Genomic DNA, 22,135 nt, shown 5'->3' on the forward strand with positions numbered 1-22,135 from the left:
AATGGTTGTCACTGTCAACGATTCTAACGCCATTGTCGCCGCCGAGACACATGGCTAACCCGAAGCTGCAACCATATAGTTTACTGTGTCCATCATGTGGTTTACATTCGAAACCAATTTACAAGGAGGAGACAATGAAGAAGGTTTCGACGCTGGGCATCGTGCTGACGATGGCGGGGGCCGCGCAGGCGCAATCCCTGATTCCGCAAAGTTCGGTCCAGCTTTACGGGTTGATCGATACGGCCATCGCTTTCCAGACCAACCAGATCGCGGCGACCAACGCCGCGGGCCGCGCCACGCGCAGCGGCAGCGCGGTCGGCATCGTGCCGGGCTTTTTCAACGGTTCGCGCTGGGGCCTGCTCGGTAGCGAGGATCTTGGCGGCGGTACGACGGCGGTGTTCCGGCTGGAGGCCGGCTTCAGTCCCGATACGGGGGTGTCGCTACAGGGCGGCCGCCTGTTCGGCCGCCAGGCATGGGTCGGGCTCAACGCCGACTATGGCCAGATCACGTTCGGCCGCCAGTACAGCGTGCCGTTCGATATCCTGCTGCCGTTCGACACGATCGGCTGGGGCAACACGGGCGCGAGCGATGTCTGGGTGCAGTTGCTGGAAGGCTCGCGCATGGACAACTCGCTCAAGTACCAGCAGAACGTCGGACCGCTCAAGATCGAAGCCGCGTACACATTCGGCGAGTTCGCGGGCGGGGCGTCGGCGGGGTCGATCTACTCGGCGGGCCTGAACTACACGAGCGGCCCGCTCGTGCTCGGCGCGGTGGGCCAGCAGGCGCGCGACCCGAACCGCAACAAGCAGACCAACGCGGGCGTGGGCGCGGCGTACGCGATCGGCCCGGTCACGCTGCACGGCTATTACCTGTACACGCGCCGCGACGGCGCATTCGCCCCGTCGACAAGCCAGGACTTTCTGCCGACGTACGGGACCAATGCGCAGTACTACGCCAATCCGGGCATGACCGGCACGGGCAGCAGCACCGCACCGCGGACCGACCACGTGTTCCAGTTCGGCACCACGTACCAGGCCACGCAGGCATGGGTGCTCAAGGCCGCCGTGATCTACGACGCGGCGCGCGACGTCAACCCCGCGGGCCAGAGCGGCAACAAGCTGTCGGCGTTCCTGATCGGCGACTACTTCTTCTCGAAGCGCACCGATACCTATCTGGCCACGTCCTACAATCGCGTGGGTTCAGCGTTGAGCGGCGCCTATGCGGGCCGCAATGACAGCATCGGCGTGTTCCTCGGCATGCGTCACCGGTTCTGACGATCGGGCCGTCCCCCTCAATGGCTGCGCATGCCGGCCGCTTCCATCAGAAGCCGGATCAGCATGGCGGCCACGCCGAGGCTGGCCACGCCACCGGCCCAGATGGCGATGAGCCAGCCAACCTGCCGCAGGCGAAGTCGAGTGCGTTCCATGGCGAGGGTTCCCGTCAGTGGTAGCCCTCGCCGAGCCTGACCTTGCCGCGGAAGACGTAGTAGGACCAGGTCGTGTAGACGAGGATGAACGGAATCACGAACAGCGCGCCGACCAGCGCGAAGCCCTGGCTTTGCGGTGGCGCGGCCGCGGTCCAGATGGAGATGGACGGCGGAATGATATTGGGCCAGGTGCTGATCGCCAGCCCCGTGTAGCCGAGGAAGATCAGCCCCAGCGTGTAGAGGAACGGCTGCGAATGGACCTCGCCGCGCAGCGACCGCAGCAGCAGCACCGTGCCGAGCACCACGAGGATCGGCACCGGCGAGAACCAGAGCAGGTTCGGGAATGTAAACCAGCGTTCGGAGATCCGCGCGTGGGCCAGCGGCGTCCATATGCTGACGGCGACGATGGATGCGAGCATGATCCAGACCAGCGGCCGGGTCACCTGCACCATGCGCGCGTGCAGTGCGCCTTCCGTCTTCATGATCAGCCACGTCGTGCCCAGCAGCATATAGGCGAGGAGCACGCCGACGCCGCAGAACAGCGGAAACGGCGCGAACCAGCTGAACGCGCCACCGGCATACGCGCCGTCGCGCACGGGCAGGCCGTCGATGAACGCGCCGAGCGCCACGCCCTGGCAGAACGCGGCAACCACGGATCCGCCCGCGAACGCGAGGTCCCAGACCGGCCGCTCGCGATCGTTGGCCTTGAAGCGGAATTCGAACGCCACGCCACGGAAGATCAGGCCCAGCAGCATCAGGATCAGCGGCAGGTACAGCGCGGACAGCAGGACCGAGTAGGCGAGCGGAAACGCGGCAAGCAGGCCCGCGCCGCCGAGCACGAGCCATGTCTCGTTGCCGTCCCAGACCGGCGCCACCGTGTTCATCATTACATCGCGGTCGTGCCGGTCAGGTACGAACGGGAAAAGGATGCCGATACCGAGGTCGAAGCCATCCATCACGACGTACATCATCACGCCGAAGAAAATGATCACGATCCAGATTAGCGAGAGATCGATGCCCATGGGTCAGCTCCCTTTGTGATCGGCGGCGACGACGGCCTGGCCGTCGGGAATCGCGGAGAGGGGGCGCGCGGGCTTCTGGTGCGCGGCGGGTTCCGGCGGCTCGATATCGTAGGCATCGCCTTCGTTCATCTGGGGTCCCTTGCGCACGAGGCGCAGCATGTAGGCCACGCCGACGCCGAACACGAAGAAGTACGTGACGACGAACAGCGCAAGCGAAATCGTGAGTTGCCCGACGCTGTGGGGGGATACCGCGTCCGCGGTGCGCATCAGCCCGTAGACGACCCATGGCTGGCGGCCGATCTCGGTGGTGAACCAGCCGGCCAGCAGGGCGACCAGCCCCGCGGGACCCATCAGCAGCGCCATGCGCAGGAACCCGCGATGCGCGAAGATCCGGTCCCGCCGTCGTAACAGCAGCCCCAGCAGGCCCAGCAGGATCATGAGCATGCCGAGGGAAACCATGACGCGGAACGTCCAGAACAGGATCGTCGCGTTCGGCCGGTCCTGCGGCGGGAAGGCCTTCAGGCCCTTGATCGATCCGTCGAACGTATGGGTCAGGATCAGGCTGCCGAGCCGTGGAATGGCGAGGGCGAAGCGGGTTTCCTCGCGCTCCATGTCGGGCCAGCCGAAGACGAGCAGCGGCAGCGGGCCCGGGGCGTCGGCTTCCCAGTGGCCCTCCACCGCGGCGATCTTCGCGGGCTGGTGCTCGAGCGTGTTCAGCCCGTGCGCGTCGCCGACCACGGCCTGGATCGGCGCGACGATCAGGATCATCCACATCGCCATCGACAGCATCTTGCGGATGGCCGGATTGTCGTTGCCCCGCAGCAGATGCCACGCGGCCGACGAGCCGACGAACAGCGCCGTGGACAGGAACGCGGCAATCACCATATGGGTGAGCCGGTACGGGAACGACGGGTTGAAGATCACGGCCAGCCAGTCGGTCGGCACCACGCGGCCATCGATGATCTCGTACCCCTGCGGCGTGTGCATCCAGCTATTGGACGCCAGGATCCACGTGGAGGAGATCAGCGTGCCGATGCAGACCATGGCCGTGGCAAACATGTGCAGGCCCGGGCCGACCTTCTTCCACCCGAAGAGCATCACGCCCAGAAAGCCGGCTTCGAGGAAGAACGCCGTGAGCACCTCGTAGGCGAGCAGCGGGCCCGTGACCCCGCCCGCGAACTCGGAGAAGAAGCTCCAGTTGGTCCCGAACTGGTAGGCCATGACGATGCCGGAGACCACCCCCATGCCGAAGTTCAGGGCGAAGACCTTCGACCAGAAATGGTAGAGGTCGCGGTAGACCTTGTTGCGGGTGCGCAGCCAGCAGGCCTCCAGCACGGCGAGATAGGCCGCCATGCCGATGGTGATGGCCGGGAAGATGATATGCACCGAGACAGTGAAGGCGAACTGGAACCGCGCGAGATCGAGGGCTTCTATGTTTGGCATCGACGTCTCTTTTCGTGGCTGGGCGTGCGCGTGGGATGACACTTTCGTGCCGAGCATGGTGCGATGCTAGGCGCATGCGCGCGCCTGCGCGAAGTCTCTTTGGTGCGAACGAAACCATACGATGGTTGTGGTGACAACGTATGCACCGGCGCGTATATCGATACTGGGACAGGACGTTCCCACGCGCGCAATGCGCCTCGGGCGCCCCTGGCTTTGCGGTTGAACCTAATGCGGAAACTGACATGGCAAGCCTGAATATCAATGGTGAGACGCGCAATGTCTCGGTCCCCGACGACATGCCGCTGCTTTGGGTACTGCGGGATGTAATGGGGCTGACAGGCACGAAGTTCGGTTGCGGCATTGCGCAATGCGGCGCGTGCACGGTGCAGATCGACGGGGTGGCCACGCGGTCCTGCGTGCTGCCGGTGGCGGCGGTGCAGGGGCGCAAGATCACGACGATCGAGGCCGTGGGCGCGACGCCCGCCGGCCGCAAGATCCAGAATGCCTGGCAGATGCTCGATGTGGTGCAGTGCGGCTACTGCCAGTCGGGACAGGTCGTCGCGGCGGCCGCGCTGCTGACGGCGAACCCGAATCCCTCGGACGAGGATATCGACGCGGCCATGGCGGGGAATATCTGCCGGTGCGGCACCTATGTCCGCATTCGCGCGGCGATCAAGCAGGCTGCCAACGAGGGCTGACATGTCGCCGAACCACAACAACACGTCCCCCGCCTCCCCAGAATCCATCAACCCTTCGCGCCGCACCTTCCTCAAAGCGGGCGTGATGCTGACCGCCGGTGCGGGCGGCGGCCTGCTGCTCGGCTTCAGCCTCCCGGCGACGGGCGGCCCGCCGCTGCGTGCCGGCGTCACGGACGAGCTCGTCAACGTCGCCTCGCCGCAGGGCGTGTTCGCGCCGAACGCGTTTATCCAGATCGGGACGGACGGCCAGGTCACGCTGATCATGCCCAAGGTCGAGATGGGGCAGGGCGTCTATACCGCGATTCCGATGCTGCTGGCCGAGGAACTCGAGGTGCCGCTGTCCCGCGTCGTGCTCGCCCACGCGCCCCCCGACGAGAAGCGCTTCTTCGATCCGCTGCTCGGTGGGCAGCTTACGGGCGGCTCCACCTCCATCCGCTATGCCTGGGATCCGATGCGGCAGGCTGGCGCGGTCGCGCGCACGCTGCTCGTCAACACGGCCGCCGCGCGCTGGCAGGTGGACCCTTCCACGTGCAAGGCCGAAGACGGCACGGTCGTGCATGCCGCCTCGAGCCGGCGCGTCGGGTATGGCGACCTGGTCGCCGACGCCGCGAAGCAGCCCGTGCCCAAGGAGGTCAAGCTCAAGAGCCCCGACCAGTTCCGCGTGATCGGCAAACCGCTGAAGCGGCTGGACGGGGTGCCCAAGGGCAACGGCACCGCGATTTTCGGTATCGACGTCATGCTGCCGGACATGCAGTACGCGATGATCGTCAACTGCCCGGTGTTCGGCGGCAAGGTCGCCAGCGTGGACGATTCCGTGGCGAAGCAGGTGCCGGGCGTCAAACAGGTGGTGGTGCTCGACGATATCGTGGCCGTGGTCGGCGAACATACGTGGGCGGCCAGGCGCGGCGCCTCGGCGCTCAAGATCCGCTGGAACGACGGCCCCAACGGCAAGGTGAGCACGCGCGACCTGTTCAACGACATGAAGCGCGCGGCCAAGAAGCAGGGGGCGGTGGCAAAGTCGGTCGGCAATATCCGCGACGGCCTGGACAAGGCGGCCTCGCGCTTCAACGCCGAATACGAGCAGCCGTTCCTCGCCCACGCACCGATGGAGCCCGTCAACTGCACGCTGCACGTCAAGGCGGACAGCTGCGAGGTCTGGACCGGCACGCAGGTGCCGACCCGCGCCGTCGATGAGGTCAACCGGGCCACCGGGGTCCCCAAGGACAAGATCGTGCTGTACAACCATCTGCTCGGCGGCGGCTTCGGCCGGCGGCTGGAGGCGGACATGGTCTACAAGGCCGCGGCCGTGGCCAAGCGCGTGAACGGGCCGGTCAAGGTCATCTGGTCGCGCGAAGAGGACGTCCAGCACGATATCTATCGGCCGTGCTACTACGACGAGGTCGTCGTGGGCCTCGACGGCAAGGGCAAGCCCGTCGCCTGGTATCACAAGGTCATCGGCTCCTCGATCCTCGCGCGCTTCGCGCCCCCGCTCTTCAAGGACGGGATCGACGCGGATGCCGTGGAGGTGGTCACCGATCTGCCTTATGCGATCCCCACCCAGCAGATCGAATACATCCGCGAGGAGCCGCGGCATATCCCCACGGGATGGTGGCGAGGGGTCGGTCCCACGCGCGCGACGTTCGTGGTGGAAAGCCTGATCGACGAACTGGCCATCCGCGCCAACGCCGATCCGGTGCAATACCGCCAGAGCCTGCTGGGGCAGACGCCGCGCGCGAAGAACGTGCTCGATATCGCGGCCAAGATGGCCAACTGGGGCAGCGCGCTGCCCAAGGGCTCGGGCCGCGGCGTCTCCGTGCTGCATGCATTCGGCAGCTTTATGTGCATGGTCGCGGAGGTCACGGTGGACAAGGCCAACGACGTGGCCGTCAAGCGCGTGGTCTGCGCCGTGGATGCGGGCATGCTCGTGAACCCCGAAACCGTGGAGGCACAGATGCAGGGCGGCATCATCTTCGGCATCACCGGTGCGTTGTGGGGCGAGATCACGATCGCCGACGGCAGGGTGCAGCAGACCAACTTCGCCGACTACCGCATGCTGCGCATCAACGAGACGCCGAAGATCGAGGTGCACCTCGTCAAGAGCACGGAGGCGCCCGGGGGAATCGGTGAGCCCGGCACCTCCGCCATCGGCGCGGCGCTGGCCAACGCGGTCTACGCCGCCACGGGCAAGCGCCTCCGGGCGCTGCCGCTGGTCCGGCAGTTGAAGACCCCGGCCAACAAGACCGCATAAGGGAGCCCGCCATGAACCGACTCCCTGTCTTCACCAAAGCGCGCGTACGCGATGCGGCCGTGACCGTCGCCCTGCATGTGGCGCCCGTTGCGGCCTTGTTTGCCGGCGCGCTGCTGACCGCGTCGATGGCGTTCGCGCAGACCGCCGCCCCAGCCGCGCAGGCCAACGCGGATCCCGCCATGATCAAGCGTGGCGAATACCTCGCCAAGGCCGGCGACTGCATCGCCTGCCATACCGCGCCGGGCGGCAAGCCGTTCGCCGGCGGCTTCAAGATGGTCACGCCCATGGGCGCGATCTACGCGACCAATATCACGCCGGACCCGGAAACCGGCATCGGCAAGTACACGGAGAAGGACTTCGACCGTGCGGTCCGCGAGGGCGTGGCCAAGGAGGGCCACACGCTGTATCCGGCCATGCCGTTCCCGTCCTATGCCAAGGTGCGGCAGGAGGACATCCAGGCCATGTATGCGTACTTCATGCATGGCGTGGCGCCCGTCAGGCAGCCTAATCTCAAGTCCGAGATCCCCTGGCCCCTGAACATGCGCTGGCCGCTCAAGTTCTGGAACATGGTCTTCCTCGACAAGACGGTGTACAAGGACGACCCCCAGAAGGATGCGGTCTGGAACCGCGGCGCCTACCTCGTGCAGGGGCTCGGCCACTGCGGGGCGTGCCATACCCCGCGTGGCGTCGGCTTCCAGGAAAAGGCGCTCAGCGAGAAGGGCAAGCCGTATCTGACCGGCGCCGTGGTCGAGCACTGGTTCGCATCGAACCTGACCGGCGACCCCAACGTCGGGCTGGGCCGGTGGTCGGAGCAGGATATCGTCCAGTTCATGGGCACGGGCGCGAACAAGCATGCGAGCGCGTTCGGCGGCATGGTCAGCGTGATCAACCACAGCCTGCAGGAGATGACGCCGCAAGACCTGACGGCGATGGCGCGATACCTCAAGTCGCTGCCGGGCGTGGGCGGCAACGGTTCGCCGCCGTATGCGTACGATCCCGCCATTACCCAGACCTCGTTGCGCAAGCCGGCCGGCAACGCGGGGGCCAAGGTGTATGCGACGTACTGCATGTACTGCCATGGCGCCGACGGACGCGCGTTCTCGCCCTTGCTGTCGCCGCTGGCGGGCAATCCCAACGTGCTCGAGGGCAATCCGGTCTCGCTGATCAACGTCACGCTAAACGGGTCGGACGAGCTGATCATCAAGGGGATGCCGGCGCCTTATCCGATGCCGAAGTTCGCCGACGTGCTCAGCGATCGCGACATTGCCGATGTGCTGACGTTTATCCGGCAAGGCTGGAACAACAAGGCGGGGGCGGTTTCGGAGGCCGATGTGGCGAAGATCCGCAAGGCGACCGGGCAGGAGGCGGATTGACGTTGTTACCCGTGCCGCAAACGTTACGTAACGCGTAACGCCCCCGGCATGGGTTCGTCCGCTCTCGCCTGGGTTGGTTGAGAGGAAATGCCAGAACTTGCCTGTGCGTTGCATGGGGTTGGCGATATTTGACGAGGCGGGTCTGGCTGGCACGCGGGTTGCGCTCATGGCATGGGAACCCTCCCATGACATGAACCCGCAGCCACCATGACCCTCCGCCTCGACGACTCCCGCCCCCGCCGCGCCGTGATCACCTACGGCACGTTCGACCGGTTCGATCTGGCCCAGGCCCGGCAGCTCGAGCATATCTGCGAGATGGGGACCACGATCATCGTCGGCGTCTCCACCGACGAGCTGGCCGCGCGCAAGGGCGAGCGGCCGATCGCGCGCTATGCTGAACGCGCGGCGATGGTCCGCCATTTTCCCGGTGTGGACACGGTGATTCCCGAGACGGGCTGGGAGCAGCGCGTCATGGATCTGCTGGCCTACGACATCGACCTGCTCGTGGTCGGGTTCGGCTGCCGCTCGCGGTGCGATCATCTGGCCGATCTGTGCGAGGTCCGGTATCTCGACGGGAACGCCCGGGCGGTGGGCAACCGCGCGGGGGTCCCGTCCTGTCGGGAGGAGGCGGTGTCGATGGCGCTGCCAGTGCCGATGATGCTGACCACGTGGGAACCCTCGGACGCACTGCTCGCGCAATCGACGTCCAAGGCCGCCGCCAACCAGCCGCGCCTCGTCACGCGCGAGCGACTGGCCGCCGCCTACGCGGTCTGATCCGACCGATCGGTCTGCACTCCCCGAGCCGCGCGCGCTTCCGAGCTCCGCAAATGCGTGTACAGCAACGCCGCCACCGGCGTCAGCGGATGGCCCACGCGCGTCGCCAATAGCAGTTCACGCGTGGCCCACGTCTCGGCCAGCGGTCGTGCCGTAACGGTTTTCGCTTTCAGGAACGGTGTCACGCTGCCCTCCGGCAGCAGGCTCAGCCCGATGCCGGCCGCCACCATCAACACGAGCCCCTCGTAACTGCGCGCCTGAATTCGCAGCTTGAGCGGGCGGTCGAGCTTGCGCGCTTCCTCCACGAGCATTTCGCAGAGCGCCGAATCGCGGGGGAGGCCCACGTGGTCGTAGGCCAGCACATCGGCAAACCGTACCGGGTCCCGCGCGGACAGCGGATGTTCCCGCGGCATGACCGCGACCAGCCGGTCGCACCGAAAATGCTCGAGATTCAGCCCGTCGATCGCATGGGGCGACACCAGGATGCCCAGATCCGCGAGCCCCGCCAGCAGTGTGCGCTGGGTCTCGTCGCTCGTGCGTTCCTCGAGGTCGAGCTTGACGGTCGGATGCGCGGCGATAAAGCTCGCGAAATCCTGCGGCAGGAACTGGACGATGGAAGACGTATTGGCCAGGAGCCGGACCTGCCCGCGCGCGCCGCTTCCGAAATCGCTGAGTGTGGTGTCGAGCCGGTCGAGCTCGGCCATCACGCGCCGCGCGTGGTCGAGCAGTTCGACGCCGGCTGGCGTCAGCGAGATGCCGCGGCGATGCCGGTCGATCAGGCTCACGCCGCATGCCTGTTCCATTTCCGAGATGCGCTTGCTCACGGCGGATGCGACGGTCGCCTCGCGCGCGGCGCCTGCCGCGATGGAGCCTTCCTCGGCCACTGCCACGAAGGCGCGAAGCGTTTGAATGTCGTAGCGCATGCGAGTGCCGGGACGGGGTCGGGTTGAGGGCGGGAAGCCCAGTATGCCGCAGGGCTCCGCTGCGTCACCATCGGGGAAGACCAGCTATCGGGCCGCAGGGAGCTCGGGCATCCGCACGCCCAGCCGCTCGCCGAGCACGATGATCTCCTCGACGACCTCCGATGGCATGTCGATGCCATCCCGCATCTGCCGGCGGTAGTGACGCGCTTCCATCTCGCCCGGCACGAAGATCTCTTCGACGCCCGGTGCGCGTCGCGACGACTTGAGGTATTCGATCTGCATGTCCATATTGCGCTTGAACTCGTCCGGGTCGATCAGGAAGTCGAGCCGGATGGCGCAGAACGAATGCCCCTTGTTCAGCGGTGTGAAGTCCTCGTAGACATCCTTCAGCGTCGGGCCGATGGCCGCGCCAGCGATCATCGAGGACAGCATGCCGATGACCACCGACAGGCCCGACCCCTTGTAGTCGCCCATGGTCCGCAGAAATCCCTGCGTCGCGGCGATCGGGTCCGTGGTGGGCACGCCATTGGCGTCGAGCGCCCATTCGGGCGGGATCGGCGACCCGGTCTTGGCCGCCATCATGATCTTGCCCTTGGCGACGACGCTCTGCGCCATGTCGAGCACCACGGGCTCGTGCGTGAGCGCGGGAAACGCGATGCTGAACGGGTTGTTGCCGATGCGCCGTTCCGCGCCGCCGTGCACGGGCATGAGGTTGCCGCCGCCGATGGACGAGCTGAAGCCGACCATATCCTTCGGCAGCGCCATCATCGAGTAGAACGCCGACGCGCCATAGTGGTTGCTGCCGCGCGCCGTGACGAAGGAAATACCATGCTCGCCCGCGAGATCGATGGCTTTGTCCATGGCCATTCTGGAGACGACCTGCCCGGCGGCGTTACGGCCGTCGAGCAGCGCCATCGCGCCCCGCTCGCGGATGAATTCGGGGCGGCCACGCGGATCGACCGCCTGTTTCTCTATCCGGTTGACATACAGCGGCACGCGCAGGCACCCGTGCGAATGCACGCCCCGCGCGTCCGCGACGACAAGCGTGTGCGCGGTGAAGTCGGCGTCGGCGGCCGACATGCCGACCGCCTCGAAAACCTGCGCCACCCAGTTCTGCAGCGTTTGCGGCGCAAGGTTGACGGTCTCGTTGAAGAAATAGTGTCCCAAGGGTGTGCTTCCGGATGCGGGGTGGTTACTCGGGTTTGATGCCGGCCTCGCGCAGCAGCCTGGCCCAGTGCGCGGCATCCGCCTTCTGGAACGCGGCAAACTGGTCGGCGGTGCCACCGAGCACGTCGCCGCCCATGCTCTGGATCTTCTCGGCAACCTCGGGCCTGGCCAGAATCGCGTTGATATCGCGATTGAGCATCTCCACCTGCGCGCGCTGCATCTTCGCGGGACCCATGACGCCGAACCACTGGCTCATCTCGAACTTCGGCAGACCGGACTCGTCCATCGTGGGAACGTCGGGCAGCAGCGGGGAGCGCTTGAGGCTGGTAATGGCAATGCCGTGCAGCTTGCCGGCCTTGATGTGCTGGAGCACGTTGGGCGGCGATTCGAAGTTCAGGTCCACGCGGCCGCCGAGCAGGTCGGTCATGCCCTGGCTGCTGCCCTTGTACGGGACGTGGACCATCTCGGTATCGGTGGCGCGCATGAACTGCACGGCGGCCAGATGCTGGGCGGTGCCGATACCCGACGACGCGTAGGTGACCTTGCCCGGATGCTTGCGCAGATATTCGATCAGGTCCTTGAGCGTACGCGCCTGAATCGACGGTCCAACGGTCAGTATCACGGGGGTGGAGGCCACGCGCGCGATCGGCGTCAGGTCGCGGATCGGATCGTACGAGAGCCTGGCCATCATCGCCGGCGCGACCGATACCCCCGCGAAATGCCCCATCAGCAGCGTGTAGCCATCGGGCTCGGCCTTGGTGACGATCTGCGTGCCGATGGTCGTGGAGGCGCCCGCGCGGTTGTCGATGACCACGGGCTGGCCAAGTTTCTCCGACAACTGCTGGCCGACGAGGCGCCCGAGCACGTCGGTAAACCCGCCCGGGGCCGAGCCGACGACCATGGTGACCGGCTTGTCCGGATACTTCTGCGCGAATGCGCGCGGGGCGGGCAGGGCGGTCAGGGCGGTCAGCGCCACGGCCGGTACCAGCCCGGCCAGCGCCCGTCGCGAAGCCGAGAACGTCATGAGGTGTGTCTCCGTCTAGTTTTGATAAACCGTCGGAGGCACTCTATCGACCGTGGGCTAACGCCAGTAGTGGTCTTTGGGGAGTGTGCCATCGCCATTGGCGATGGCTGAGCCGCGGACTCACGGCTCCATCAGCTTCTCCTTGACGATCGGCAGCTCGCGAATCCGCACCCCCGTCGCGTGATACACGGCGTTGGCAACGGCCGCGGCCAGGCCAGTAATGCCGATCTCCCCGATGCCGCGCGCGCCGAACTCGTTGAATTCGAGATCGGGGTAATCGAGCAGGATCACGTTGATATCGGGCTGGTCCGCATGCACGGGCACCGCATACTCGGCGTAGTTGTTGTTACCCGGCATGCCATTGCGTTCGTCGTATTCGGTGGCCTCGAACAGCGCCATGCCGATGCCCATGACGATCGCACCCTCGACCTGATTTCGCGCGGTCACGGGATGGATCACGCGCCCCACGTCGATCACGCTGACCACGCGCGACACGTGCAGCCGCGAGATGCCCGGGTCCCAGCGCACCTCGACGAAATGCGCGCCGAAGGACATGAACGCCACCTTGTCGGTCGGCGTGCCGCCCGTGTGCGCAAAGCCCTCGGCGCTCGCGTAGCGCCGCCCCGTAAGGATCTCGCCATGGTCGGCGGAGCGCTTGCCATCGGTCAGCTTGCCGTCCTGCATGCGCAGCGCCTCGGGTTTGGCGCCCGCGAACGGCGCGCCTTCCTCGGTGGCGTACTTGCAGAGCTCGCCGATCGCCTGCCGCGTGGCCTCGGCCACGGCCGGCAGCACGCTCGCGGTGGCCCACGAGCCGCCGGCCACCGGGGCGGCCGGTGCCGACGAATCGCCGATGCGCACATCGATCTTGTCGAAGGGGAGGCCCGTCAGTTCGCTGATGGTCTGCGCGACGATCGTATACATGCCCGTGCCGATATCCTGGACCGCGCACGACACCAGTGCCGTGCCATCGTTGCGCAGCAGGACGCGCGCCTCGGCCGGCGTGCGCCACGCATCCCAGTTGCAGCCCGCCATGCCGTAGCCGATGTATTCGGTGCCCTCGCGCATCGAACCGGGACGCGGATCGCGCGCGGCCCAGCCGAACTCGCGCGCGCCCGTCTCGATGGCTTCGCGCAGATGGTTGCTGGACCAGGGCAGGTCCTGGCTCTCGTCGCGCGTGGAGATATTGAGCAGCCGGAACTGCACCGGATCCATCTTGCAGGCCAGCGCGAGCTCGTCGACAGCCGATTCGAGCGCGAACAGTCCCGGCGCCGCGCCCGGCGCCCGCATCGACGTCGGTGCCCCGCGATGGACGTTGGTCGTATGGTGCGTCACCGTGACATTGGCGCAGCCGTAGGCGCTCTGCGTCATGCTTCCGCATGTCTCCACGTACTGGTCGACGAACGACGTGGTGTTGACCGATTCGTGCCGCATCGACGTGAGCTTGCCGTCCTTGCCCGCCGACAGCCGCAAATGCTGGCGCGTTTCGGGGCGTTGGCCGGTGGTGGAGAACATCGCCATGCGCGGCACGACGAGCTTGACCGGACGGCCCGTCACCTGCGCTGCCGCGCTGGCGGCAACGGAATGCGGCCACAGGAACAGCTTGGAGCCGAATCCCGAACCGAGAAACGCGCAATCCACGGTGACCTGCTCCGGCAGCAGCCCGAAGATCTGGGCGAGCGTGTTGCGATGGCCGGTGGCGCCTTGCGTGGCTTCATGGACGTACAGGTGGCCGTCGTCCCACCACGCCACCGTCGCGTGCAGTTCCATCGGGTTGTGCGCTTCGACGGGCGTGCGGTACACCTCGTCGATGCGCACCGGCGAGGCGTCGAAGGCCGCCGCCGCATCGCCGCGCGTGTGGCCCGCGCCGGCATCCCGCAGCCCGTTGTTCTCGACGCCATGCTCGAGGTCGAACACCGCCGTTGCGGTTTCATAGGTGGCGCGCACGCGGTAGGCCGCCTCGCGGGCATGCTCGAACGTGTCGGCCACGACGAGCGCGATCATCTGCACGCCGTAATGGATCGTTTCATCCTCGAAAGGCAGGCGGTGCTCGTCGGTAATGGCCGAGGTCAGGATCGTCGCCACGGAAATCGGGACCTTCGGTGCGCGGTACAGGCGCGGAAAGTTGCCGTGATGCAGGATGTCGACCACGCCGGGCACGCGCCGGGCGTCGTCGAGGTCCAGCCCGGCAAGGCGGCCGGCGGCCACCGTGCTGTACACGCCGTGGGCATGCAGCATGCCGGGCCTTGCATGGTCGGCGGTGTAGCGCGCGGCACCGGTCAGCTTGAGCCGTCCATCGATGCGCCGCGGGGAGGTGCCGATGGCAGTGGGGTTCACGCTGGTCATGATGGGCTCCCGAGCAGCTTCGACAGGTTGCGCATGACGGCCTGCTGCCCGAGCCGGATCTTGAAGCCGTTCTGCCCATAGGACTTCGCGCCCGTCATCGCGGCCGCGGCGGCCTTCGACAGCAGCGCCTCGGAGACAGGCTGTCCGCGGAGCGCGGCTTCCGCCTCGGGCGCGCGCCATGGCCGCGTGGAGACGCCGCCGAGCGCGATGCGCGCTTCCCGCACGGTATTGCCATCCATCGCCACGATGACCGCGCTCGATGCCAGCGAGAACTGGTAGGACGTGCGGTCGCGCAGCTTGAGGTAGGCCGACCGGCTGCCGGCTATCGGTGCATCGAGCGTGACGTGCGTGATCAGCTCGTTCGCGTCCAGCGCGGTTTCCTTCCAGGGCGTATCGCCGGGCAGCAGGTGGAAGCCTTCGAAGGGCAGGTCGCGCTTGCCGTTCGGCCCCTGTGCATGGATGGTCGCGCCGATGGCGATCATGGCCACGCACATGTCCGACGGATGCGTCGCGATGCAATGCTCGCTGCCGCCCAGCACCGCGTGCACATTGCGATTGAGCCCGTCGACGGCGGAACAGCCCGCGCCGGGCTCGCGCTTGTTGCAAGGCGATACGCCATCGCGGAAGTAACCGCAGCGCACGCGCTGCATGATGTTGCCCGCCGTCGTGGCCTTGTTGCGCAGCTGCGTGCTGGCGCCGGACAAGATCGCCTGGGACAGCGACGGATAGTGCTCGACGATATGCGGATGCCGTGCGAGCTCGGTATTGGTGACCATCGCGCCGATGCGCACGCGGCCGTCGTCGAGGACCTCGACGCGGTCGAGCCCGACGCGGTGGATGTCGATGACCTGCACGGGCCGCATGACATCGAGTTTCATCAGGTCCAGCAGCATGGTGCCGCCGGCGAGGAAGACGGTTTCGACCGAATTGGCGCTCTGGGCGCGCAAGGCGATGGCCTGGTCGATATCGGCCGCGCGCGTGTATTGGAAGTTTCGCATCAGGCCTGGCTCCCGGGCTCGGTGGCGCACTGCGCGCGCGCGTCCTGGATGGCCGCCACGATGTTCTTGTAGGTGCCGCAGCGGCAGATGTTCCCGCTCATGGCCTCGCGCACGGACGCGTCGTCGGCGGGAATGCGCGCGTCGCGCAGGATGCAGACTGCGCTCATCATCTGCCCGGCCGTACAGTAACCGCACTGGTAGGCATCGTGATTCCAGAAGGCTTCCTGCACGGGGTGCAGCGCACCATCCGCTGCCGCCAGCCCTTCGACGGTGGTGATGCGGTCGCCGTCGTGCATCACGGACAACGACAGGCACGCGTTGACCGACACGCCGTTGACGTGGATCGTGCAGGCGCCGCACTGCCCGTGGTCGCAACCTTTCTTGGTGCCCGTCAGCCGGAGCTCGTCGCGCAACGTGTCGAGCAGGATCGCATTGGCCGGAACGGTCAGGCGATGGGTGACACCGTTGACGGTGAGTGCAATGGACATGCCGTCACCCGCCGCTCCGGTGGTGGTGGAGTGGGTCATCTTCCCTCCTGCTAAAGGTGGGGAAACGCTATGCGTGGGAACAGATCTATGTTGGTGTCATCTGCGATGGCGCGCGGTTGGCGCGCAGTGCCCGGTGTTCGTGAGGGGTGCCCGGTTCTTCTGCCGTCGCGCTATAACTGTTGGTCAGAAATCCGAGTTTGGCAAGAAACGCACGAAAGATCGCGCGCGAGAGAGGTGACGAAAAAGGAGCGGTGCCCGGTCGGTGGCAGGCGTTGCCGCTGCCACCGTCACCAGAACCACGAGATTTTTCTTGTCGTATTCGCCCGGTTTTTGCCACCGGGGTCTAAGCCTATCGGTCGGCCGGCGGATGGAGAATGGCCTTCGGAATCAGCGCGATCAGCACGCAACTGACCAGCAGGCACGCGCCGAGCGCATAGGTACCGTTATTGATGTTCCCCGTCATTTCCTTGGCCACGCCGGTGATCATCGAACCGGTGAAGCCGGACAGGTTACCCACCGAGTTGATCAGCGCGATGCCGGCCGCTGCGGCGGTACCCGACAGGATCTGGCCCGGGAACGTCCAGTAGATCGGCATCAGCGACAGGATGCCGCAAGTAGCGATGGTCAGCAGCACAATCGACAGCGCCACATGCTGTGCGAACGCCGCGCTCAGGATCAGTCCGACGCCCCCGATGAACGCGGGTACGGCGGCGTGCCAGCGGCGCTCTCCGGTCTTGCGCGAGTGCGATGCGTTCCAGACCATCGCAAAGATCGCGGTCAGGTAGGGAATGGCGGTCAGCAGCCCGATATGCATGGGGCTCTGGACGCCCGATGCGCGGATGATCGACGGCAGCCAGAATGCGAGGCCGTAGAAGCCGGTGTTGAACGTCAGCAGGATGAACGTCAGCAGCCAGACGCGCGGGCTGCGCAGCGCAGCGCTCACGCTGTGCGACTTGTGCGCGGCCTCGCGCTCCAGATTGCGCGAGAGCACGGCCTTTTCATGAGCGGAGAGCCAGTTGGCCTTCTGCGGACCGTCTCCCATGAAGGCCAGCACGATGAACGCGACGACCACGGAAGGCAGGCCTTCGAGCAGCAGCATCCATTGCCAGCCGCTCATGCCGGACAGGCCGTGCGTCTGTTCCATCAGCCAGCCCGAGACCACGCTGCCCAACGTCAGGCTCAGCGGAATCGCGACCAGGAAGCCGGACATGGCCACACTCTGGCGGCGCGCCGGGAACCAGTAGTTCATGTACAGGATCACGCCGGGGAAGAAGCCGGCTTCGCAGATGCCCAGCAGAAAGCGCAGCGCGTAGAACATCGTTGATGTCTGCACGTGGAAGAACCCGGCCAGCGGCTGGACAAAGGCCATCGACGACGACACGATGCCCCACGTGATCATGATCCGTGCGATCCAGAAGCGCGCGCCATAGCGATGCAGCAGCAGGTTGCTGGGCATCTCGAACAGGAAGTAGCCCCAGAAGAAGATGCTTGCGCCGAGCGCGTAGACGCTGTCGCTCAGATGCAGGTCGTCCAGCATCTGCAGCTTCGCGAAGCCCACGTTGACGCGGTCGAGGTAGGCAACCACGTAGCACAGCAGCAGTAGCGGGAGGATGCGCCGCATGACCTTGCGGTAGAGCGCGTCCTCCGACGCGTCCGCCGCGGCCGGCACGGCGGCGGTCTGGGTGATGGTTGGCATCGGTGTCTCCTTTTTCGTTATGTCTTTTGTGTGCGGCGGGATTCTACGGCCGAATTCGGTTGCCGTAGTTACCGATAACATTTCGGTATCCAAAAAAACGCCGACGGGGCGGCGAGGCAACCGGTTATGACCAGACAAATTTAGTTACCGGTAACAAAAACTAAGGTAGCACGCGGGGTCGCTGCGCTTCAAGCCCCTTTATCCAAGGAGTTTCCCTAGTGCCGGCCCGCCGTTCCCCCACAGGCCGCGCGGGCAGGGCGGGGCGGTATCATGTGGGCTTTACCGCCTTCCCCGCTCGCGAACCCGATGACCAGCTCCAACGCATCCCGGCATGCCGGCCCCCCTCGCATGTCCGACGTCGCCCGTGTGGCGGGGGTGTCCAAGATGACGGTATCCCGCGTGCTGGCGGGGCACCGCGTCGCCGACAAGACGCGCGAGCGGGTTCGCCAGGCCATCGACAAGCTTGGCTACGTGGCCGATGCCGCGGCGGGCGCGCTGTCGTCGGGACGTTCGGAGTTCGTCGCCGTGCTCGTGCCGTCGCTGTCCAGTTCCAACTTCTCCGATACCGTGCGCGGACTCACGACAGTGCTGGAACCCCACGGGCTGCAACTGCTGCTTGGGGACACCGACTACGAACTCGACCGGGAAGAGCGGCTCGTGCGTTCGTTGCTGCGCCATCAGCCCCGCTGCATCGCACTGACGGGGGCGCAACACACGGACGCCACGCGCAAGCTGCTCGAACGGTCGGGTATCCCGGTGGTGGAGATGTGGGATCTGCCGACGAATCCGATCGATACCGCGGTGGGCTTTTCCAACGTCCGCGCGGCGCGCGCGATGGTCCGTCACCTCGCCGAGCGCGGCTATCAGCGTATCGGATTCCTCGGCGGCGCCAGCGCGCTGGACACGCGCGGGCTGGACCGCCTCAAGGGCTACCGCGCGGAGATCAAGGCCCTGGGACTGGGCGAGCCACGCGTCGTGCGCCTCGGCGATTCGCCCATTACCATGAGCCACGGCGCGCCCGCCATGGCGGCACTGCTCGCGCAGTGGCCCGACACCGACGCCGTCATGTGCGTCAGCGATATGTCGGCCTTCGGCGCGATCATGGAGTGCCACCGTCGCGGCCTGTCCGTGCCTGGCGACATGGCCGTGGCGGGCTTCGGCAACTTCGAGGTGGCCGAGTGCTGCCATCCGCGCATTACGTCGGTCTCGGTCGATCCCTACGGCATCGGCCTGCGCACGGGCGAGGCGCTGCTCGCCGCGCTCGAGGCCCGCGACGCGGGTACGGAGGCGGCGTCGCAGAGCATTCGCATCGAGTTCGAGATCGTGGCACGCGAGAGCGCCTGATCACTCGCCGGCCCGTCTCCGCGTTACCGATAACAAGTTTTGCTTTCCCACGCGGAAATCTCCGTGCTACCATCCGAAAAAATTGTTACCGGTAACTATTCCGAATGCGGAATCGGCCGGAACGCACGAGATATCAGTCAGGAGACAGCAACATGCCGGACACCCCACGCCGCCTGCGCAGCCAGGAATGGTTCGACGACCCGTCGCATGCGGACATGACCGCGCTATACGTCGAACGCTTCATGAACTACGGCCTGACGCGCGAGGAACTGCAATCGGGCAGGCCCATCATCGGCATCGCGCAAACGGGCAGCGACCTCGCGCCGTGCAACCGTCACCATATCGAGCTGGCCGAGCGCACCAAGGCCGGCATTCGCGACGCGGGCGGTATTCCGATGGAATTTCCGGTCCACCCGCTGGCGGAGCAGAGCCGTCGCCCGACCGCCGCGCTCGACCGCAATCTCGCCTATCTCGGACTCGTGGAAGTGCTGCACGGCTTCCCGCTCGATGGCGTGGTGCTGACCACGGGCTGCGACAAGACGACCCCCGCATGCCTGATGGCCGCCGCTACGGTCGATATGCCCGCCATCGTGCTGTCCGGCGGACCCATGCTCGATGGATGGCACGAAGGCAAGCGCGTCGGCTCGGGCACGGTCATCTGGCACGCGCGCAACCTGCTCGCCGCGGGCGATATCGACTACGAAGGGTTCATGGCGCTGACCACGGCGTCGTCGCCGTCCATCGGCCATTGCAATACCATGGGCACGGCGCTATCGATGAACAGCCTCGCGGAGGCGCTCGGCATGTCGTTGCCCGGCTGCGCGAGCATTCCGGCTGCCTATCGCGAGCGTGGGCAAATGGCGTACGCCACGGGCAAGCGCGCCGTCGATCTCGTGCGCGAGGACTTGCGGCCGTCCAAGATCATGACGCGCGCCGCGTTCGAGAATGCCATCGCGGTCGCCTCCGCGCTCGGCGCATCGAGCAACTGCCCGCCGCACCTGATCGCGATCGCACGGCATATGGGCGTGGAACTGAGTCTCGAGGACTGGCAGCGTTTCGGAGAGAAGGTACCGCTACTGGTCAACTGCATGCCGGCCGGCGAGTATCTGGGCGAGAGCTTCCACCGCGCGGGCGGCGTGCCGGCCGTGCTGCGCCAGCTCGATGCGGCCGGTCTGCTGCGCCGCAACTGCATGACGGTGTCGGGCCAGCGTCTCGGCGATATCGCGGACAAGGCGCCCGAGGCCGACCGCGACGTCATTCGCACGGCCGAGGAACCGCTCAAGCACGGCGCGGGATTCATCGTGCTGTCGGGCAACTTCTTCGACAGCGCGATCATGAAGATGTCGGTCGTGGGCGAAGCGTTCCGCAGCACGTACCTGAGCGAGCCTGGGGCAGAGAACACTTTCGAGGCCCGCGCCATCGTGTTCGATGGCCCCGAGGACTACCATGCGCGCATCAACGATCCCGCGCTCGCGATCGACGAGCGATGCATCCTCGTGATTCGCGGCTGCGGCACGGTGGGATATCCGGGCAGCTCCGAAGTCGTCAATATGGCGCCACCGGCCGAGCTCGTGCGGCAGGGGATTACCTCGCTGCCCTGCATGGGCGACGGCCGCCAAAGCGGCACGTCGGCCAGCCCGTCCATTCTCAATATGTCGCCGGAAGCCGCCGTCGGCGGCGGTCTGGCCCTGCTGCGTACGAACGACCGGATCCGGGTCAACCTCAACGATCGCAGCGTCAACGTGCTCGTGGATGCGGACGAACTGGAACGCCGCCGCGAGACCGCGACCTTCACGGTGCCGCCGGCGCAGACGCCATGGCAGGAGCTCTATCGGCAGACGGTGGGCCAGCTGTCCACGGGCGGATGCCTCGAGCCCGCCACGCTGTACCTGAAGGTGATCGAGCAACGCGGCAACCCGCGCCACTCGCATTGATGCGGACCGTCAACCCCTAATCGATCTGACCGAGCTGACCATGGATACCCTCAACGTTTCTGACTGCCTGCCACAGGATCTCGCCCAGGCGCTGCTTGTCGGCCGCGTCTGGCGCGACGACGTTGCGCACCCCGGGCCCAGCGTCGTTGCCGTGCGCAACGGCGAAGTCTTCGATATCACGCGCGAAGCCCCGACCACCGCCGATCTGTTCGATCGTCCCGATGCCGTCGCCATCGCCCGCCATGCGCCCGGCGAATCGCTCGGCCGCGTGGAGGCGCTGCTCCAGCATGCGCTGGACGGCGGCAAGGCACGCCACGCGCTGCTGGCCCCCTGCGATGTGCAGGCCATCAAGGCGTGCGGCGTGACGTTCGCGGTCAGCCTGATCGAGCGGGTCATCGAGGAGCAGGCCGGCGGCGATCCGGCCAGGGCGCGGGACGTGCGCGAGACGATCGCCGCCACCATCGGCACGGATCTGTCGAAGATCGTCCCGGGTTCGGAGCCGGCGCAGCGTCTGAAGGCGGAACTGGAACGGCGCGGCGCGTGGTCGCAGTACATGGAGGTTGGCATCGGTCCCGACGCCGAGGTGTTCTCGAAATCGCAACCGATGTCGTCCGTCGGCTTCGGTGCCGATGTCGGGCTGCTACCCGTCTCCGTCTGGAACAACCCCGAGCCGGAGATCGTGCTCGCGGTCAACAGCGCCGGCGCGATCGTGGGCGCGACGCTGGGCAACGATGTCAACCTGCGCGATATCGAGGGCCGTTCCGCGTTGCTGTTGGGCAAGTGCAAGGACAACAATGCCTCCTGCGCGATCGGTCCGTTCGTGCGGCTGTTCGACGACGCCTTTTCGCTCGACAGCGTGCGCGCGGCCAGCCTGTCGCTGCGCGTGGAGGGCGACGACGATGGCTTCGTGCTGGACGGCATCAGCCATATGCGCGAGATCAGCCGCGATCCGGCCGATCTCGTCGGGCAGACCTTTGGCGCGCACCATCAGTATCCGGACGGCTTCATGCTCTTCCTCGGCACGATGTTCTCGCCAATCCAGGATCGCGACGCGCCGGGCGCGGGCTTTACCCACCATCTGGGTGACCGCGTCACCATTGCGACGGCGTTGCTCGGCGCGCTGGTGAACACGGTCCGCCTGTGCACGGAAATCGCGCCATGGACGTACGGCGTGCGGGCGCTCTACGGCAATCTCGCGGCGCGCGGGCTGCTGGGCGGCGAGTGAATCGACAAC

General features: G+C 66.4%; 18 protein-coding genes. 8 read left to right on the top strand and 10 right to left on the bottom strand.

Annotation, left to right across the window (positions count from 1 at the left end; translation table 11 throughout):
- Positions 1-134: 134 nt before the first annotated feature.
- Positions 135-1,274 carry a porin gene (locus AAHB16_RS03330; RefSeq protein ID WP_342050082.1) on the top strand — a complete coding sequence of 380 codons (1,140 nt, stop codon included), beginning with the start codon at positions 135-137 and terminating at the stop codon, positions 1,272-1,274.
- Positions 1,275-1,291: 17 nt separating this feature from the next.
- Here AAHB16_RS03330 and AAHB16_RS03335 read toward each other — a convergent pair whose 3' ends face one another.
- Genes AAHB16_RS03335 through AAHB16_RS03345 form a run of 3 tightly spaced genes read right to left on the bottom strand, consistent with a single transcriptional unit; the run spans position 1,292 to position 3,891 of the window.
- Positions 1,292-1,426, bottom strand: coding sequence for a DUF2474 domain-containing protein (locus AAHB16_RS03335; protein WP_342050083.1), 135 nt, complete (start codon positions 1,424-1,426; stop codon positions 1,292-1,294).
- 14 nt (positions 1,427-1,440) lie between these two features.
- The gene (cydB, locus tag AAHB16_RS03340; RefSeq protein ID WP_342050084.1) at positions 1,441-2,448 is read right to left on the bottom strand and encodes a cytochrome d ubiquinol oxidase subunit II; all 1,008 of its coding nucleotides are present in this window, start codon (positions 2,446-2,448) and stop codon (positions 1,441-1,443) included.
- A 3-nt stretch (positions 2,449-2,451) separates the two neighbouring features.
- Positions 2,452-3,891, bottom strand: a complete 1,440-nt coding sequence (locus AAHB16_RS03345; RefSeq protein WP_342050085.1) for a cytochrome ubiquinol oxidase subunit I — start codon at positions 3,889-3,891, stop codon at positions 2,452-2,454.
- 242 nt (positions 3,892-4,133) lie between these two features.
- Between AAHB16_RS03345 and AAHB16_RS03350 the strand changes: the two genes are divergently transcribed.
- The 4 genes from AAHB16_RS03350 to AAHB16_RS03365 all read left to right on the top strand — a co-directional run bounded on the left by AAHB16_RS03350 (position 4,134) and on the right by AAHB16_RS03365 (position 8,984).
- Positions 4,134-4,589 (top strand): (2Fe-2S)-binding protein, encoded by a 456-nt coding sequence (locus tag AAHB16_RS03350; protein ID WP_150374389.1) that lies wholly within the window; start codon positions 4,134-4,136, stop codon positions 4,587-4,589.
- Between the two features lies 1 nt (position 4,590).
- Positions 4,591-6,837, top strand: coding sequence for a xanthine dehydrogenase family protein molybdopterin-binding subunit (locus tag AAHB16_RS03355; RefSeq protein ID WP_342050086.1), 2,247 nt, complete (start codon positions 4,591-4,593; stop codon positions 6,835-6,837).
- Positions 6,838-6,962: 125 nt separating this feature from the next.
- A complete protein-coding gene (locus AAHB16_RS03360) occupies positions 6,963-8,210 on the top strand; it encodes a c-type cytochrome (RefSeq protein ID WP_342050259.1) in 1,248 nt (415 codons plus the stop codon).
- Positions 8,211-8,417: 207 nt separating this feature from the next.
- Positions 8,418-8,984 carry a hypothetical protein gene (locus AAHB16_RS03365; protein ID WP_342050087.1) on the top strand — a complete coding sequence of 189 codons (567 nt, stop codon included), beginning with the start codon at positions 8,418-8,420 and terminating at the stop codon, positions 8,982-8,984.
- Here the strand turns inward: AAHB16_RS03365 and AAHB16_RS03370 are convergent.
- From AAHB16_RS03370 to AAHB16_RS03400, 7 genes are all read right to left on the bottom strand, one after another.
- The gene (locus AAHB16_RS03370; protein WP_342050088.1) at positions 8,972-9,907 is read right to left on the bottom strand and encodes a LysR substrate-binding domain-containing protein; all 936 of its coding nucleotides are present in this window, start codon (positions 9,905-9,907) and stop codon (positions 8,972-8,974) included. The two genes, AAHB16_RS03365 and AAHB16_RS03370, sit on opposite strands and share 13 nt — an antisense overlap.
- An 84-nt stretch (positions 9,908-9,991) precedes the next feature.
- On the bottom strand, positions 9,992-11,074 hold the full coding sequence (locus AAHB16_RS03375; protein ID WP_342050089.1) for an Ldh family oxidoreductase: 1,083 nt from the start codon (positions 11,072-11,074) through the stop codon (positions 9,992-9,994).
- 25 nt (positions 11,075-11,099) lie between these two features.
- Complete coding sequence (locus AAHB16_RS03380; RefSeq protein ID WP_150374395.1) at positions 11,100-12,098, bottom strand: Bug family tripartite tricarboxylate transporter substrate binding protein; 999 nt, start codon at positions 12,096-12,098, stop codon at positions 11,100-11,102.
- 120 nt (positions 12,099-12,218) lie between these two features.
- Complete coding sequence (locus AAHB16_RS03385) at positions 12,219-14,441, bottom strand: xanthine dehydrogenase family protein molybdopterin-binding subunit (RefSeq protein ID WP_342050090.1); 2,223 nt, start codon at positions 14,439-14,441, stop codon at positions 12,219-12,221.
- The gene (locus AAHB16_RS03390; RefSeq protein ID WP_342050091.1) at positions 14,438-15,439 is read right to left on the bottom strand and encodes an FAD binding domain-containing protein; all 1,002 of its coding nucleotides are present in this window, start codon (positions 15,437-15,439) and stop codon (positions 14,438-14,440) included. The genes AAHB16_RS03385 and AAHB16_RS03390 overlap by 4 nt, the downstream gene beginning before the upstream one ends.
- Positions 15,439-15,966: a (2Fe-2S)-binding protein gene (locus tag AAHB16_RS03395; RefSeq protein ID WP_342050092.1), complete on the bottom strand. Its 528-nt coding sequence runs from the start codon at positions 15,964-15,966 to the stop codon at positions 15,439-15,441. The genes AAHB16_RS03390 and AAHB16_RS03395 overlap by 1 nt, the downstream gene beginning before the upstream one ends.
- 310 nt (positions 15,967-16,276) lie before the next feature.
- Positions 16,277-17,623, bottom strand: a complete 1,347-nt coding sequence (locus AAHB16_RS03400) for an MFS transporter (protein ID WP_342050093.1) — start codon at positions 17,621-17,623, stop codon at positions 16,277-16,279.
- A gap of 306 nt (positions 17,624-17,929) precedes the next feature.
- Between AAHB16_RS03400 and AAHB16_RS03405 the strand changes: the two genes are divergently transcribed.
- From AAHB16_RS03405 to AAHB16_RS03415, 3 genes are all read left to right on the top strand, one after another.
- The gene (locus tag AAHB16_RS03405; protein WP_411859866.1) at positions 17,930-18,967 is read left to right on the top strand and encodes a LacI family DNA-binding transcriptional regulator; all 1,038 of its coding nucleotides are present in this window, start codon (positions 17,930-17,932) and stop codon (positions 18,965-18,967) included.
- A 152-nt stretch (positions 18,968-19,119) separates the two neighbouring features.
- A complete protein-coding gene (locus tag AAHB16_RS03410) occupies positions 19,120-20,901 on the top strand; it encodes an IlvD/Edd family dehydratase (RefSeq protein WP_150374401.1) in 1,782 nt (593 codons plus the stop codon).
- 40 nt (positions 20,902-20,941) lie between these two features.
- On the top strand, positions 20,942-22,126 hold the full coding sequence (locus AAHB16_RS03415) for a fumarylacetoacetate hydrolase family protein (protein ID WP_342050094.1): 1,185 nt from the start codon (positions 20,942-20,944) through the stop codon (positions 22,124-22,126).
- Positions 22,127-22,135 lie beyond the last annotated feature (9 nt).

The organism is Cupriavidus sp. OTU4054, from assembly GCF_038440175.1.
Lineage (GTDB): Bacteria > Pseudomonadota > Gammaproteobacteria > Burkholderiales > Burkholderiaceae > Cupriavidus > Cupriavidus pauculus_D.